This is a genomic window from Methanohalophilus euhalobius (genome assembly GCF_900215215.1).
In the GTDB taxonomy this organism is placed as follows: domain Archaea; phylum Halobacteriota; class Methanosarcinia; order Methanosarcinales; family Methanosarcinaceae; genus Methanohalophilus; species Methanohalophilus euhalobius.
The window spans coordinates 352,800-368,388 of the sequence record NZ_OBDR01000001.1; the positions used below are offsets into that span (position 1 = coordinate 352,800).

General features: G+C 39.3%; 14 protein-coding genes and 1 pseudogene. 10 read left to right on the plus strand and 5 right to left on the minus strand.

The window, feature by feature from the left end:
• Positions 1–371 precede the first annotated feature (371 nt).
• The 5 genes from CP947_RS01840 (at position 372) to CP947_RS01860 (ending at position 3,543) form a co-directional block, all read left to right on the plus strand.
• Positions 372–1,016: an ABC transporter ATP-binding protein gene (locus tag CP947_RS01840; RefSeq protein WP_096711544.1), complete on the plus strand. Its 645-nt coding sequence runs from the start codon at positions 372–374 to the stop codon at positions 1,014–1,016.
• Positions 1,009–1,809: an ABC transporter permease gene (locus CP947_RS01845; protein ID WP_096711545.1), complete on the plus strand. Its 801-nt coding sequence runs from the start codon at positions 1,009–1,011 to the stop codon at positions 1,807–1,809. Before CP947_RS01840 ends, CP947_RS01845 begins: the two co-directional genes overlap by 8 nt.
• Positions 1,810–1,952: 143 nt before the next feature.
• Positions 1,953–2,165: an adenine nucleotide alpha hydrolase family protein gene (locus tag CP947_RS01850; protein ID WP_181079267.1), complete on the plus strand. Its 213-nt coding sequence runs from the start codon at positions 1,953–1,955 to the stop codon at positions 2,163–2,165.
• A gap of 183 nt (positions 2,166–2,348) precedes the next feature.
• Positions 2,349–2,720, plus strand: a complete 372-nt coding sequence (locus CP947_RS01855) for an IMPACT family protein (protein ID WP_096711546.1) — start codon at positions 2,349–2,351, stop codon at positions 2,718–2,720.
• Positions 2,721–3,180: 460 nt separating this feature from the next.
• Positions 3,181–3,543, plus strand: coding sequence for a transcriptional regulator protein (locus tag CP947_RS01860; RefSeq protein WP_241645728.1), 363 nt, complete (start codon positions 3,181–3,183; stop codon positions 3,541–3,543).
• Positions 3,544–3,712: 169 nt separating this feature from the next.
• Here the strand turns inward: CP947_RS01860 and CP947_RS10895 are convergent, their stop codons facing one another.
• Positions 3,713–3,838, minus strand: coding sequence for a hypothetical protein (locus CP947_RS10895; protein ID WP_258082578.1), 126 nt, complete (start codon positions 3,836–3,838; stop codon positions 3,713–3,715).
• Between the two features lie 86 nt (positions 3,839–3,924).
• On the opposite strand from CP947_RS10895, the gene CP947_RS01865 reads away from it, so the two are divergent.
• Positions 3,925–4,593, plus strand: coding sequence for an HAD family hydrolase (locus CP947_RS01865; RefSeq protein ID WP_096711548.1), 669 nt, complete (start codon positions 3,925–3,927; stop codon positions 4,591–4,593).
• A 4-nt stretch (positions 4,594–4,597) separates the two neighbouring features.
• Here CP947_RS01865 and CP947_RS01870 read toward each other — a convergent pair whose 3' ends face one another.
• Entirely contained in the window at positions 4,598–6,511 is a 1,914-nt protein-coding gene (locus CP947_RS01870; protein ID WP_096711549.1) for a beta-CASP ribonuclease aCPSF1, read from the minus strand.
• Between the two features lie 78 nt (positions 6,512–6,589).
• Positions 6,590–7,222: an archaeal proteasome endopeptidase complex subunit beta gene (psmB, locus tag CP947_RS01875; RefSeq protein WP_096711550.1), complete on the minus strand. Its 633-nt coding sequence runs from the start codon at positions 7,220–7,222 to the stop codon at positions 6,590–6,592.
• A gap of 398 nt (positions 7,223–7,620) precedes the next feature.
• Between psmB and CP947_RS01880 the strand changes: the two genes are divergently transcribed.
• Positions 7,621–8,664 carry a phosphate signaling complex PhoU family protein gene (locus CP947_RS01880; protein WP_096711551.1) on the plus strand — a complete coding sequence of 348 codons (1,044 nt, stop codon included), beginning with the start codon at positions 7,621–7,623 and terminating at the stop codon, positions 8,662–8,664.
• A 16-nt stretch (positions 8,665–8,680) separates the two neighbouring features.
• Here the strand turns inward: CP947_RS01880 and CP947_RS01885 are convergent, their stop codons facing one another.
• Positions 8,681–9,055, minus strand: a complete 375-nt coding sequence (locus CP947_RS01885) for a hypothetical protein (protein ID WP_096711552.1) — start codon at positions 9,053–9,055, stop codon at positions 8,681–8,683.
• Positions 9,056–9,261: 206 nt separating this feature from the next.
• Between CP947_RS01885 and CP947_RS01890 the strand changes: the two genes are divergently transcribed.
• From CP947_RS01890 to CP947_RS01900, 3 genes are all read left to right on the plus strand, one after another.
• Complete coding sequence (locus tag CP947_RS01890; RefSeq protein ID WP_096711553.1) at positions 9,262–10,860, plus strand: CHAD domain-containing protein; 1,599 nt, start codon at positions 9,262–9,264, stop codon at positions 10,858–10,860.
• A 109-nt stretch (positions 10,861–10,969) separates the two neighbouring features.
• Positions 10,970–13,042 carry a polyphosphate kinase 1 gene (ppk1, locus tag CP947_RS01895; RefSeq protein WP_096711554.1) on the plus strand — a complete coding sequence of 691 codons (2,073 nt, stop codon included), beginning with the start codon at positions 10,970–10,972 and terminating at the stop codon, positions 13,040–13,042.
• On the plus strand, positions 13,039–13,926 hold the full coding sequence (locus CP947_RS01900; protein WP_096711555.1) for a Ppx/GppA phosphatase family protein: 888 nt from the start codon (positions 13,039–13,041) through the stop codon (positions 13,924–13,926). The genes ppk1 and CP947_RS01900 overlap by 4 nt, the downstream gene beginning before the upstream one ends.
• On the opposite strand, the pseudogene pap reads toward CP947_RS01900, so the two are convergent.
• Positions 13,927–15,438: pseudogene (gene pap, locus CP947_RS01905) on the minus strand (polyphosphate:AMP phosphotransferase).
• Between the last annotated feature and the right edge of the window lie 151 nt (positions 15,439–15,589).

A 15,589-nucleotide genomic window follows, 5' to 3' on the forward strand; every position in this document is an offset into this window, starting at 1 on the left:
TCTATTCTCTATTTCCTTTAGATTTAGTTTGGTTAGTACTTCAGTGTTATCCTTCAATCTTTTTGTTTTTAGCTTCATTGACAGTATTTTGTCGATGTGGAATATGGGTGTTATTATAATGGATTCTTTTAGAATCAAGTACAACTTTCGTGTTAAAAATAATCAACAAGATTCATATTTAATGTGCGCATAATAGGTTCTTAATTGAAATGATCTAATTATTAAAACAAATAAAGTGGATTTAATTGTTCGAATTTACAAAAAACAAAATGTATGGCAGAAGTAATAGGTATGTTGTATTGAATGATTAAGTTTCCAATTTATGATTTAAGTGTTACTGAAAGGAGGATTTTTGAGCGAGGTGCTTATAAATGAGTTCAGAACTGATACGTTATAAGGATATATGTGTTGATTTTCATGGTTCTCGTCTTTTTTCTAAATTTAATCTGATTGTCAATCAGGGTGATAAATTGATACTTAAAGGGCGGTCAGGAAGCGGTAAGTCAACTCTTCTCAAAATACTTTTGGGAATTTTACATGTCGACGATGGGGAGATTTTTTACAGGGGGAGGAAAGTTTCGGCCTCTAACATATGGGACATCAGGAAAGAAATCGCATATGTATCACAGGATACTGATATCGGTGAGGGAATTGTTAAGGATTTGATCAACGAAATATTTTCTTTCGACCATAACCGGGGAAGAAAGTATCACAGGAAGCGTAATTCCCTGATTGAATACTTTGGGCTGGACAGGTCCATTGTGTACAAGAAGTTTGAGGATCTTTCAGGCGGGGAGAAACAGAGAATATGCATAATAATTTCTGTGTTACTGGGCAAGGAGATTTTCCTGCTTGATGAAGTTACATCGGCACTGGATCCCGAACTTAAGGAAAAAGTTGTGGATTTTTTTCTTGAAAATGAAGACTGGACACTTCTTGTTGTGTCCCACGACAACACATGGGACAGAGTAGCTATGGATGAAATATTTGTTGACGGATGTGAAATAAATGCCTGATGAGATTTCCTACACAGGTTTATTCTTTGGTTTTCTTCTGCTCATTATTCCTTTATTGATAATGAGATATGTACGGCTGAATATGGGTAAAGAATCCCTTACAGCTATTTTCAGGATGACGATACAGCTTTTCCTTGCCGGTCTATTCCTGACATTTGTGTTTGATATGAACAATCCTGTATTGAATTTGTTGTGGTTTTTCCTGATGGTTTCATTTGCAGCATTTGAGTCCGTCCAGCGTCAGGAAATGGATCTCAAATCCCTTTATATTCCTACACTTGGCGCTTTCCTGGGAGGTACGTTCCTGATTCTTATGTATGTGAACCTCTTTGTAATTGACCTGGCCAATGTATTTGAAGCCCCTTACCTCATACCCATAGGTGGTATATTGCTTGGTAATTCCCTTGGCGGAACTATCATTGGTGTAGGAAATTTTTACAGCAGCCTGAAAAGGAATGAAAACCGCTATGTATCCAGACTTTCTTTTGGTGCCGGAATGAATGAGGCACTTATGCCCTATGTAAGAAAAGGCCTCCGTTCTTCCCTGAAACCGGCTGTAGGAGATATTTCTACTATAGGAATAGTTCACCTCCCCGGCATGATGAGTGGCCAGTTGATAGCCGGAGCATCACCGATCCTGGCAATCAAGTACCAGATTGCAGTAATGGTTTCTGTTTATGTATCCACTGTTACATGTGTGACACTTGCAATTTTCCTGACATCACGTATTTGTTTTGATGAATACGGGATATTGAATGATCAGGTGTTCCGAAATACACCGGATGTTTCATGAAGAAATCTGTATGGAAAAGTTGAAAAATCGATATCAGTTATCCTCTGTTATCGAACAATACAAACACATAAAGAGAAAATCTTACCCAGTATTTCTCCTTTCTCTTCAAGGTATTTCAGGGAGTTTTCACTCATTTATCGGGAGTGGAAACAGAAAGCAAGTTTATTGTTGGTGATGATGCAGTCTCTGTTATCGATGAAGAAGCAGAGAATCATGATGTGATTTATTTGGGCTCAACTACCCACCCATTCTTCAAGAACTTCATGAAGGATGTTTTCCCTGAACAGGTCATTCGTGGCACTGATAAAACTGTTATCATGACTCGCAGATGGGTTAAGTTCAGGGATATGCTTTAAAAAAAGTATAAATGTTGGGACTTCTTGACTTTCTTCCTTATATTCCAAAAGCCGTACGTGTAAGCACTATAAGGTTGCAGACGAAACTAAAGCACAGCGTTTTGTGAAAGACATCAGACAAAGATATCCCGACGCCAACCATAATGTATTTGCATACCTATCACAGGTGACGGAAACCTGATTATGAAATATGATGATGACGGAGAACCTTCAGTAAGTTCTGGTAAACCTGTTTTCAAAGTCCTTGAACTGAAGGGGCTTGATAATGTTGTGGTTATAATCAGCCGGTATTTTGGTGGAATCAAACTTGGCTTTGGCGGACTATCCCGTGCTTACAAACAAACCGCTATTGAGGCTATAGACGATGCCGGGGTTGTTGAGCAGAGGCCCACAAAGGAAATGAAAATCATAGTGGACTATGGGAATATTCAGTTTGTAAAACATATGCTTGAAAATTGTGCCACAATCCTGAATGAACACTATTCTGATATAGTGGAAATAGTAGTTGCTGTTGCAGAAGACAAAATTGGTGAATTGGAAAAACTGATTAATTAGAAAATTCCAGACACTTAGATAACCCGACTTTAAAAGAAAATAAATTCACCCATAAAAAGGAAATACAAACTCTTATTTGAAGAACAATAATTACTAAATTCCTCTATAATAGATCTACAACCAACATTTGGCAAATAATCCAGCACCCAGGATTATGTTATAATATCCATACAATTTTTTTACTGCTATGTATACATGCATACGATGCTATCATCGTATATGAATAGCAGGATGAGTAGACAAAGGCTATCCGCCTGTTGGGATCAAACGCAGAGATGAAATATTCAAATTGCGTTTCTCATTAAATTTTTTATATGAATGCCAATTTAACGTAAAATATATAAACTATGTGTAATATAGTATTTATATAGAAGTGGTGGTATCGAAGAATAAAATATTCCAATTACCGTAGGGTATGACTCTTCGACAAATGATATGAAAGGAAGGATTAAAGATGTACATGACAAGAATAAACGAGTCAGATGAAGAGATGATAGAAGCATTTAGAGGCCTTGGAGTTTCAAGAAACCTGGCAACTACTATTGCTTACTTAAAAAATGTTGACGAAGCTTCATCTCAGGATATTGAAATGAACACAGGATTGCGACAACCTGAAGTAAGTGTTGCAATGCGTTCCATGAGAAAGAATAACTGGATAGAGGAAAGCAGCAAAAAACTAAACGGCAAAGGAAGGCCTACAAAGATTTACAGTCTTGCAGCTCCTCTCAACAAGATCGTCAGACATTTTGAAGAGAAAGTTAAAGAAGAAAACGATGCAAGGATCACCCTCGTCAAGAGGCTGAGATCACTTTCCAAAGACTAATTTTTTATATTTAGTAGAGAGGCAACCGGCCCATAAGTGGCCGGTTGGGCTTTTTTTGAATCAATAATGTTTCTTGATATATGTCAAGAATGTTCAACTACTTTTCACAGGCCATCCTGAAATGCAGATAACAGACTGCAAAAGGGATAACCTCACACCAAAAAAGCTTTTATTCCGAAAAATCATCACCTTCCGATTTAAGGTCATTCAGATTTTCCTGAATGAGTTTTTCTTCAAGGTTTTCATTTTTTTTCGCACCCTTTCTCTCTGTATCCCTTTTGTTGAACTTAGACATGCGAATTCACCATAATAACATGGGACCTGTATCGTTATAATCTTTTCGAACAACCTTTTAATAAGCTAAAATAGTACTCAACCGTCATGGATAAAACTGCAATACCTGAAAACTTAGAGGCAATCATATCAGATGTCGATGGAGTGCTGGTAGATTCGATGCCATTCCATGCACATGCCTGGAAAACGTCCTTCAAAGAAGCAGGGATAGATATCGAAAAAGAAGAAATATACATTCTCGAAGGATCAAATCACAGAGGGATTATAGAAAAAATATTTGAAAAGCAAGGAATGGTGCCTACTGAAGAGGATATTGAGCAGATACATGAACGGAAAAAAGAACTTTTTTTCAAGAACCAGAAAGCATGTGTATTTGATGGAATGGATGAAACTTTCAAATCCCTGCAAGCAAAGTTCAAACTTGCAGTAGTCTCAGGATCCGACCGTGCCATTGTAGAAACGCTGATGAGAAAATTCTATCCCAAAATATTCAATACAATGATTGCAGGAACAGATGTAGAAAAAGGCAAACCTGACCCCGAGCCTTATTTGACTGCTGTGGAAAGGCTTGCAGTACAAAAAGATAAATGTATTGTCCTGGAAAATGCACCCTTGGGAGTTGAAGCCGCAAAGAATGCAGGATTGTTTTGCATTGCAGTTCCAACCTATGTCAGCGCTGATCATCTCCACAAGGCAGATATTGTTGTAAGAGACCACAGGGAACTTGTAGAGTACCTCCGCAGTCTCCTTGATTAAAGCTTTATACCAGTCTTATAGTTTCCAGATTGGTAAGAGCTCTTGTATCAATTTTCTTTCTTTTATGGACAGAACTTGCAAGGTCTATACACGAACGTTCATCGCCGTGCTCTGTGAACACATGTTCTGGTTGTGGTTTCATGCGCTTGAAAAATTCCATGAGTTGCCTGCGGTCCGAGTGACCGGAAAAACCATCCACAATCTCAACATCCATGTTCACTCGCACAGTTTCTGAACCCTTGCCTCCGGAAGACAGGGGGATTTCCTTCCAGCCTTTCTGGATACGGCGACCCAAAGTTCCATCGGCCTGATAACCAACAAACACTAAAGTATTTCTTTCACCCGGTGCAAAGGCTTTGAAATATTCCATGACCGGCCCACCGCTCATCATACCGGAAGTGGACAGGATCACACATGGATGTGGATTTTCAATAATATTTCTCCTGAGTTCATTAGAATCCACAGGTTTGAAACATTCAGAGAGGAATGGATTCTGTCCTTTCTGGAAAATCAGGCGTCTCAGATCATTATTTAGATATTCCGGATAGGTAGCATGGATGGCAGTTGCTTCCCATATCATACCATCGAGATAAACCGGAACCTCATCAATAATTCCTTTCCTGATAGCTTCCTCTATGACAATCATAACCTCCTGGCTTCTTCCCACAGCAAATGCAGGAATAAGCACAACACCCTGTCGATCTATAGTTTCCTTGATAATCTTTTGCAGGTTCTTTTCGGCATCTTTTAATGCAGGCTGCATAGAATTAGAGGCACCATAAGTTGATTCCGTAATAACGGTCTCAACCCGGGGGAACTTGTTTACTGCAGGATTGAAAAGGCGTGTCGGCCCATACTTGAAGTCCCCGGTTATTACCACATTATGCAAACCGTCCCCTATATGGAAATGGGATATTGCAGATCCAATAATATGGCCTGCATTGTGGAACGTAAGCTTGATGTCAGGTGCAATATCAGTCACTTCTTCGTATTCCAGTACGATGCTGTGCTTTAGTGCATTACGTACATCCGCAGATTCATATGGGACCCGCTTTCCATCTTTGGCAGCCACGTCGATAAAGTCCAGTTCAAGCAGGACCATCATATCCCTGGTTGGGTGGGTACAATAAATTGGCCCATCATAACCATATTTATAGAGAAGAGGCACAAGACCCTGATGATCAAGGTGTGCATGGGTAATAACAACCGCATCAATCTGATTTAGGGGCTGTACTTCAGGAATGTAAAGATAAGGAGTCATGTCATCGTCGGAACCTACATTGACACCGCAATCGATCATAATCTTGGATTCCGGAGTGGAGAGCAGGAAACAACTTCTACCCACTTCACGACAGCCACCAAGGGACGTAAGACGTACCCATTGGTCCTTGGAAGTACATTCCCTGTGAATTTTCCTCCCAATTGTTTTAAGGATATTCTTTCTATCGGAATGGTTCTTTTTCATAAATTCCCGTATATTTTTCACAGTACGGGATTTTATCGGCGGAGTCCTGACAACTTTCGGGGTCCAGCCTATCTTCTTGGTTATTTCACGAAGGGTTTCCCCATGCTTGCCTATTACAAGGCCGGGTTTTTCCGCCTCAATTATCACTTCCCCGACATCCGGAGCAAAATCATAATTTGTGACTCCTGAATCCTCGGGAACTGTTTGATCGATAAGGTCGATAGATTCTTCTGGTGCCAAAAGTACCTTTGGATCAGGACGAACAACTATTCTGGTCCTTAAATTTTTGGCCAGGGTCCGTACGATGTTTCCATTATCAGCAAATTTCCGGGGTTCTTCTGTATATACCACAAGCTGAGGACCCTCAAATTCTACATTTGAAATTGTAGTGCCAGCCGGAAGATTCTTCTCGATTTTTTTCTTTAATCCTTCTAGGATATCTTCTATGACCATTAAAAATGCCTTCCTGTATTATAAAAAAGTAGAAAATGTGGGAAAGAGTATTTTAAAAAATAAGATGAATAAGGTAGCTTATTTCAGATTTTCAAGTATTTTGTCCACCTCTCCGGTATCAAGCCTATTATAGCTATCCGCAGTTATTTTGACAACATCGATACCATTTCCAGAAGCTGAATCTCTTTTCATGGCATTGTAAAGAGCACGGATTGCAAGTTCCATACCCTCTTCGACATTGATACCTTCATGATAGCGGTCTTCAAGAACACCATAAGCCATCGGTGAACCAGAGCCCGTAGCAACGGCTTTTGTCTCCTCAATATTTCCACCCATCGCATCGAGTGAAAATATGGCAGGTCCATTCTTATCTACGCCACCTACCAGGAGTTGGACCATTAGAGGGAAATAGCGTTGCCCACCAAGGATGTTGGAGAGTAAAGTTGTGAGGCCTTTGATGGTTATTGATTCCTGTCTCCTCATTTTATAGAGTTTGGATTCCACACTAATCATCCGCACAAGTTGCTGGGCATCACCTACCGAGCCAGCAGTGGTCATCCCGACCAGGTCATCGATCTGGTAAATCTTCTTTGCGGTCTTGCTGGCTATGAAGTTGCCCATAGTTGCCCTTTTTTCAGTGGCAAGAACAACTCCATCACTGCAAACTATGCCTACAGTGGTCGTGCCTTTTAAATGTTTGTCATTATCCATCAGTATACCTCAGCAAAAAACGAGAAATTAATTTGTAAAAACACACCTATGGTATAGGGTAATACAGTAAATGATTGGCAATTTAGCTATATAAGAGTTTCTGTTGAAGAGATATTGCACTTATAATTTAGTTTATCGCACAGATGAACCAATAGTAATTGCTCAACTGCTACTGACCCCCAGAAACACAGGTATTAGTGTTATGTAATTAAAATACATATACAAAATATCAATATATATTATATATTGACAAAATATATAATTTACTAACCATATGAATACACATTGAGATATTTCTAACCAACAATAACAACACTCAGGCAAATCAACCATTATATCAAAAAACACTTACTATTATTAATTGAAAAATATTTTTATGAAAATCAAAGGAAACTATCATGTCTGAAAGAAGAAAAGTACAACTCACGGGAGGCTCCACCTTTATAGTATCCCTCCCCATAAACTGGGTGAGGGGGGCCGGTCTTGAAGCTGGAGATAGCGTAATCCTTGCACCACAGAATAAAAGCTCACTCCTGATATCCTCTGATACACTCAACAAGAATCAAAGATACGAAACCAAAATTGAAATTAATCGCCTGATCCCTAACAAAGGAAAAATGTATAATCAGCCTCCTGTAGCCGAGCCGGAAGACATTTTCAGGATACTCATTTCCCATTATCTTGCTGGCTATGATATAATCAAAATGGAGTCAAAAGAGGGATTCAGTGCAGCCGATCGTAAATTCATAAAAGATGCATCCCGCAAAAGGCTTGTAGGTCTTGAAGTGGTGGAAGAAAGCCACCATGAACTTGTGCTGCAAAGCCTGCTCAATTACAGGGACCTTTCCCTCCATAGGGCTCTGCAAAATATGTCCGGCCTATTAACCTCAATGTTAAGCGACATAATGGAAGCAATTGAGAAAAATGATAAAGAAGTCGCCCAGGATATAATACTCAGGGACAACGAAGTTGACAGGTTTTACCTTTTAACTGTAAGACAGTTGAAAGCAGCCATTGAAGACCGCAACCTTTCAAAAAAGATTGGTATCGAAAGACCCGGGGAGTGCCTGGGCTATCGGCTTGTTACTAAAAGCATGGAAAGAATCGGAGACCATGTGGTCAGGATTGCAAAGAACCTGATTGAAATGGAAAACGAAGTGGAACCTGATGACCCCATATTCAAGATGGCAGAAGATGTCCAGACTATCTTCAAGCAGTCCATAGCCCTGCTTTCAAATCTCGATCCCATGGAAGCAAACATGGTCATAAAGAATGCAAAGAATATTTCCCGGGGAGGTACTGCATTATACAAGAACAGGCAGGCAGACACCAACTCACACCAATTTGGCTTCATTGTGGAAAGCCTGCAAAGGATTGCTGAATACAGTGGTGATATTGCAGAAATTTCCATTAATATGAGTACAAAGGATTTGAACACATAATTTACTTTTTCAGGAATTAGACGATTAAACTGGTTTGGTTCAGCATAATCATCAAATTATTTACTACAAGTACAACACCCAAAAAAGCAATCGCAAATTTGGAGGTATTCCACAGAAATGAACTCCAGGACAGGCCGGATTGCCTGATGAGTTTGTAGTTCAAATAAACCGCCACAATAAAGAGAAGTTTCAAAAGCAAAAAGGCTCCCAGGCCAAATTCCGCCAGTACGAATGCTATAAATCCGTTTTGCTCGACCCCAAAATTCAAGGCTCCAATGGTGGTTAGGAAATCCCCGAAGACATAGAATAGGATAATATATTTGATGTCAGAAAGGAAAACAATCAAATCCTTTTCTGGATACTTAAAGGTAGACCGGTACGGGAATTCCATAAATAAAAGCTTGCATGTACATTGCTATTAACTTGATGTACACACATTTAAGTAATAATGTTCATGAAATTTACAAAAAAAACCATACAAACGAATGAGCACACAAATATCGACCTACAACAAGGCCATGAAATTCAAACCTGCATCGAAAATAGTTCTGATTACGATGGGAAGTTTTTAAAGTAATCAAATATACATAGAGCATCATGGGCTCGGGCAAATCATTGATAATTGGTCTTTTTGCAGTAATAGCAGGCGCAACACTGGGGATCGGGGGCGCTGTGGCCCTTATGTTGATGGAATTGAACCGTTATTCTCCGGCAGGGGAAATACTGGTGACCATGGGTGCATTTGCAACAGGGCTAGCACTCATAATGCTGGGATTGAATCTATTAATAAAACAGGAAAACGGTTACACCCTGATAAGTGCCATCTTATATGCAATCATTATAGGCGGGTTTATTTCCCTCTATCCTGAAAAATGGATATATCCAAACGTGTCCTATATTGCACTGGGGTATCTAGCCACTACACTCTTTCTTATAACAAGGATCTTCAAAGAAATGCTTAATCATCTTTTAGAGATCAATAAATTAAAAAACAACTCTAAAAATAATTCATTTTTTATTGCCCTGGCCCAACTTATAATGATGGAACTTACAGGTAATCAAGAGGAAGAATACCAAAGCAAGATTGGGGGAGAATACATTATGAATCAGGATGACGAAGAACTAAAAGTTACAGAGGAACTGAAAGAAAAACAGATAGAAGCCGCTCCTGAAGAAGAAAAAGAAGATAACAAAAAATCAAAAAAGAAGATTGAAATCCAAACCGATGACACAATGGCCGAAGCCGCTCGGAAGATCTTCCAGAAACATTTCAAGAAAATGCAAAAGCATGAAACGGGAACAAAAGTTGGAAGGGACATAGAAGAGCTACATGACATGCGGGTGGCTGCAATGCGTATCAAAGCCGGTTTTGAAGTTCTCAATCCCTACCTTGATATGAAAGAACTTGGCCGATACCTCAAAGGAATAAAACGCACCCGTAAAGCACTAGGTAATGTAAGGGACATGGACGTATTCCTTGAACGTATTGACCATTATTGTGAAGAGTTACCAGAAAAACGTAAAAGGGAACTCGATTTCCTGAAAGATAACATCGAGATAGAAAGGGCCAAAGAAAGAGGGAATATGTTGGAATACCTGGATAGCAAAAGGTACAACAGGTTCAAGAAAAAGTTTGAGGATGCCCTGGGGAAAAAGAATTACTGGAAGATGGAAGATGAAAATAGCAAAGGAACTCCCCGTCCTACCAGTGTACGAGAAGTATTTCCCACACTTGTTTATGGCCAATATGCAAATGTTCTTGCTTATGAAGACAAAGTAGGTCCTGACCCCCATGAAGCACCCCTGGAAGTACTGCACAGATTACGTATAGATGTGAAAATCCTGCGTTATACCTTTGAATTCTTCCAGGAAGTCCTGGGAGACGAAGCCAAACAGACAATAAAGCGGCTGAAGAGTCTTCAGGATAATTTGGGAGACATGCACGATGCAGCCGTTGCTGTCGAACTTCTGAACGGGTTCAAGGAAAGTGGACACTGGGGAGACAAAAGTACCTCATGGGGAGAAAAGGAAAACAATGCTGTTGATGGCCACATTGATGCATTCATCCATTACAAAGAAGAAGAAATAAAAAAACTGCGGGATAAATTCCCTGCTGAATGGGAAAGTATTACCGAACCGGAATTTGGGAAGATGTTTGCAGAATCCATTGCAGGAATGTATTCAAAGAATATTTGATTAATATTTTTAGTACTAATATATAGAATCCATACAAAATTGATATATATTCTCCGACCACTAAAATGCCACAAACAGATACATTCGGAATTGTATACAATGGGATACCATGAAAAGAGAATCACTTAAATATATCAATCGGGAAATTAGCTGGCTATCCTTCAATGAAAGAGTATTGCAAGAAGCTGCCGATACCCGGGTACCCCTGATGGAAAGGCTCAAGTTCCTGGGCATCTTTTCATCAAACCTTGACGAATTTTTCAGTGTACGTGTGGGAACAATCAGAAGAATGATTGATGCCGACATTAAAGAAAAAGTGATGTTTGGAGGATCTCCCAGAGAAGTGTTGCAAAAAATACAGAGTACAGTTCTGACTTTGCAAAATGATTTTGATGATGTATTCAAGGAAATTAGTAAGGAACTCCAGAAGAATAAGATATACATACTTGATGAAAAAAACCTCAAGGATTACCATAAAGACTACATTTCAGAGTATTTCAAACAAAAGATTCACTCTTTGCTTGTTCCCTTAATGCTCAATGAAAACAAAAAGTTCCCCTACCTAAAAAATCATGTAATATATCTTGCAATTCACATGTACAGGAAAGAGGATCCTGCTGATTATAAATATGCCCTAATAGAAGTTCCTGCTGATATTTTACCCCGATATATCAGCCTGCCTTCAAAAGATGACAAGAAGTATGTTATAATTCTGGATGATATCATAAGGTTTGGCCTGAAAGATGTTTTTGCAATATTTAACTATGACAGGATCGACGCTTATACAATAAAACTTACAAGGGATGCTGAGCTCGATTTTGAAGAAGATGTAACAAAAAGTTTCTTTGAAAAAGTGATGAAGAGTCTGGAAGAAAGAAAACGTGGACTGCCTGTACGATTTGTATACGATAGGGAAATTCCCGAGCACTTGCTTAACTTTATCCTCAGAAAAAGCAAAATGAATAATTTTGAAAACCTGATTCCCGGAAGTCGCTACCATAACGCCAGAGATTTTATGGATTTCCCGCGCATGGGAATGAAAGAACTTGGATACCCGAATTCGCCTCCATTGACACACCCCTCGATCGAGGCACATACAAGTATCTTAAAAGCAATCAAAAGAAAAGATATTCTTCTTCACTATCCATACCACTCTTTTGATTATATGATAGACCTGCTCAGGGAAGCGGCTATTGACCCGATGGTCACCTCGATAAAAATTACCCTGTATAGGGTTGCAAAGAACTCAAAAGTTATCAATGCCCTGACAAACGCCATCAAAAACGGCAAAAACGTAACAGTAGTAATGGAATTACAGGCCAGGTTCGATGAAAAGGCCAATATTTACTGGACACAAATGCTGGAAGATGCTGGTGCTATCTTAATCGACGGTGTCCCGGGATTGAAGGTGCATGCCAAACTCTGCCAGATAGAACGCAAAGAAGGGAATGAATCTGTATTTTATAGTGCCGTGGCAACAGGTAATTTCAATGAATCAACCGCGAAATTATACAGTGACCACTGTCTTTTTACCTTTAACAGTCAAATCAATGAAGAAATTAACAACTTATTTAAGTTTTTTGAACATAACTACAAAGTTTATGATTACCAGCATTTGCTGGTAGCTCCCCACCAGCTTAGAAAGAAATATTTGAACCTTATTCGAAAGGAAACAGAAAATGCATCCATGGGAAAGGAAGCGTTCATCTGTGCAAAAATGAATAGTCTTGTGGACAAGGAAATGATAGATGCACTTTATGAAGCAAATAATGCAGGCGTTAAGATAGATCTGATAATTAGAGGTATCTGCTCCCTTGTCCCCGGAGTTGAAGGACAGAGCGAAAACATCAATGCCATTAGTATTGTAGATAAATATCTTGAACATTCAAGAATTTTTGTATTTTGCAATGAGGGAGATACTAAATACTACATTTCATCTGCTGACTGGATGGTACGCAATCTTGACAAAAGAGTAGAAGTTGCCACCCCCATATATGATCCGGATATACAGAAAGAAATCCGGGACTTCATAAAAATGCAGTTCAATGACAGGAAAAAAGCAAGGATAATCAATGAGAAACAGGACAATCCCTACCTGATAAGTGTTGACGATAAAGAAGTCAGATGCCAGGACGAAATATATGATTATCTGGCCAGAAAGACAGGGCAGGCTAATAAATGAAATTTGCTGCTATTGATGTAGGATCCAATGCTATCAGACTCCTGTTTTCACGAGTGGAGGACCAAACCGGCCAACCCTTTTTTGAAAAGGTATCCTTACTCAGGATACCCCTTAGGCTGGGAGATGATGCATTCATCAACAAGAAGATATCCGAAGAAAAAGCCGACAAACTTGTAGAATTAATGCAGGCTTTCAGGCACCTCATAAATGTCTACCAGCCTATAGAATACATGGCTTATGCAACCTCAGCAATGCGCGAGGCTAAAAATCACAAAAAAATAGTAAACCGGATCAAAAAAGAATGTGATATCGATCTGCAGGTCATTGAAGGAAAAAAGGAAGCAAAAGTAATTTATTCCAATCATATAGAAAAAATGCTGGACAGGAATGGATCCTACCTTTATATAGATGTAGGCGGCGGGAGTACTGAAATTACTTTTTTCAAGGGAAAACATGCGATAAGATCCCGCTCTTTTAACATTGGAACAATCCGTATAAAAGAAGGGTTGGTGCCAAAGAGGAATTGGAAGAAAATGAAAAAATGGATCAAAGACACTCTTGAAGGGGAAGAAAATGTTTGCGCAATCGGTACTGGAGGAAATATAAACAAGTTATTCAAACATGCCGGAAAAAAGGAAGGCAAACCTCTGAAATATAAAAAACTCAAAACAACGGCAAACTACATGGGCAAGTTTACTGTTGAAGAGCGCATAATAAAATTCAATATGAAACCAGATCGTGCTGATGTAATCGTACCGGCATCAAAGGTTTACCTATCAGCTATGAAGTGGGGAAATATCAATAAAATCTATGTCCCAAAGATTGGGCTTGTAGATGGTATGGTACATGTAATGTACAAAAAACATAAAGAAAATTTTGTCTGATTAACTTTTAAGTTTTTCTTCAATTGCTTCTGTGACGGTTTTCAGGGCCTTTATACGGGCATATTTTTTATCGTTAGCTTCTACAATTGTCCATGGGGCATAAGTAGTGCTTGTTTTTTCAAGCATCTCATCTACAGCTTCACGATAGGCATCCCAATTTTCACGGTTTCGCCAATCCTCTGGAGTGATTTTCCATTGTTTGTGAGGTGTTTCACTCCTTTTCTGGAACCTTTCAAACTGGGTATCCTAATCTATATGCAACCAGAATTTGACAACTACAGCATTCCAGTCAGTAAGCATCGCTTCAAATTCATTAATCTCCCTATAAGCGCGTTTCCACTCGTTTTCAGTGCATAGCTGTTCTACCCGTTCTACCATGACCCTGCCATACCAGCTACGGTCAAAAATAGCAATTCTACCGGCAGGTGGAATTTCCTTTAAGAATCTCCAGAGATAATGATGTGAGATTTCATAATCATTGGGAGCGCCAATGGGAATTACCGAATAGAGACGTGGATTGAGCCGGCGCGCAAGCCTTCGGATATTACCCCCTTTACCTGATGCATCCCAGCCTTCATAAACAATAACCACAGGGATCTGACGCTTGAACAATTCATATTGCAAATGCCTCAAACGTTCCTGATACTCTTTTTTCTTACTTTTATATTCTTTTTTATCGATCGTTTTATTCATATCAATGCGTGCCAGTATAGAAGTTTTAAGGGATGGTATTCCCGGTAAATCCTCTTTAGGGAAAAGGTCCACAGTAGTTTCAGTAACGGATTTATGGTCTACCTCTTTGAGTTTATCCTCTATTGCATTTATAAAAGCCGTCATTATTTTGACAGTGGCAAAATTCCTGTTATTTGATTCCACAATTGTCCAGGGAGCCCTGAAAGAATCCGTGTTTTCCAGGATTTTTTCTACGGTGTGAAGATAGGCTTCATATTCACTTGCATAATCCACTTCATCTTCCCCCACAATAAAAAGATCCCCATTATTCTTTTCCAGTTCTTTAAACCGTTGTTGCTGTTTCTCTTTGCTTATGTGGAGGAAGAACTTGATTATTAGGTAACCATCGTCTGCAAGTTGCCTCTCAAAACTCCTGATTCCCTGCAGGCATCTTTCAAGTCCTTTTCCATTATTTTTTTCAATATGTTCTATAATCGCTCGCCTGTACCAGCTGCGATCGAAGATTGCTACCTGGCCGCGGGCAGGAACTTTGGTCCAGAAACGCCACAAAAGAGGTCGGAGTTTTTCCTCATCTGTGGGACTGGTAGTTGTATGGAAACGGAAACCCCTGGGGTCCATGGGAAGAATGAAACGATTTATTATATCACTCATACCCGAAGCATGCCAGCCTTCAAAGACAACAATTATGGGAACCTGCATTTTCCAGCTTTTGCGCTGTAATTCCCCCATTTTGATCTCAAGTTTATCGACTAAATCCTTGTACTCCTTATCGTCTATTCTTTTTGAGAGATCAACTTTTTCCAGCATTGAAAACCCCATATAATTGCAATATCCTATTATAGCTCTTTACTCATATTTTTATTTATCATGATAGAGTAAGAAGACCACCGTTTTCAAACGGTGGATGAATTACCTAAATAAGCAGAAGACTCCTTCCATAAGGCAGGAGATGAATGCGTCTTTTTGTGGT

Excerpts from the sequence above, each read along its gene's own strand:
- CP947_RS01840 (WP_096711544.1), top strand. The coding sequence starts at position 372 with ATGAGTTCAGAACTGATACGTTATAAGGATATATGTGTTGATTTTCAT.
- CP947_RS01845 (WP_096711545.1), top strand. The coding sequence starts at position 1,009 with ATGCCTGATGAGATTTCCTACACAGGTTTATTCTTTGGTTTTCTTCTG.
- CP947_RS01855 (WP_096711546.1), top strand. The coding sequence starts at position 2,349 with ATGAAATATGATGATGACGGAGAACCTTCAGTAAGTTCTGGTAAACCT.
- CP947_RS01860 (WP_241645728.1), top strand. The coding sequence starts at position 3,181 with ATGACAAGAATAAACGAGTCAGATGAAGAGATGATAGAAGCATTTAGA.
- CP947_RS10895 (WP_258082578.1), bottom strand. The coding sequence starts at position 3,838 with ATGTCTAAGTTCAACAAAAGGGATACAGAGAGAAAGGGTGCGAAAAAA.
- CP947_RS01865 (WP_096711548.1), top strand. The coding sequence starts at position 3,925 with ATGGATAAAACTGCAATACCTGAAAACTTAGAGGCAATCATATCAGAT.
- CP947_RS01870 (WP_096711549.1), bottom strand. The coding sequence starts at position 6,511 with ATGGTCATAGAAGATATCCTAGAAGGATTAAAGAAAAAAATCGAGAAG.
- psmB (WP_096711550.1), bottom strand. The coding sequence starts at position 7,222 with ATGGATAATGACAAACATTTAAAAGGCACGACCACTGTAGGCATAGTT.
- CP947_RS01880 (WP_096711551.1), top strand. The coding sequence starts at position 7,621 with ATGTCTGAAAGAAGAAAAGTACAACTCACGGGAGGCTCCACCTTTATA.
- CP947_RS01885 (WP_096711552.1), bottom strand. The coding sequence starts at position 9,055 with ATGGAATTCCCGTACCGGTCTACCTTTAAGTATCCAGAAAAGGATTTG.
- CP947_RS01890 (WP_096711553.1), top strand. The coding sequence starts at position 9,262 with ATGGGCTCGGGCAAATCATTGATAATTGGTCTTTTTGCAGTAATAGCA.
- ppk1 (WP_096711554.1), top strand. The coding sequence starts at position 10,970 with ATGAAAAGAGAATCACTTAAATATATCAATCGGGAAATTAGCTGGCTA.
- CP947_RS01900 (WP_096711555.1), top strand. The coding sequence starts at position 13,039 with ATGAAATTTGCTGCTATTGATGTAGGATCCAATGCTATCAGACTCCTG.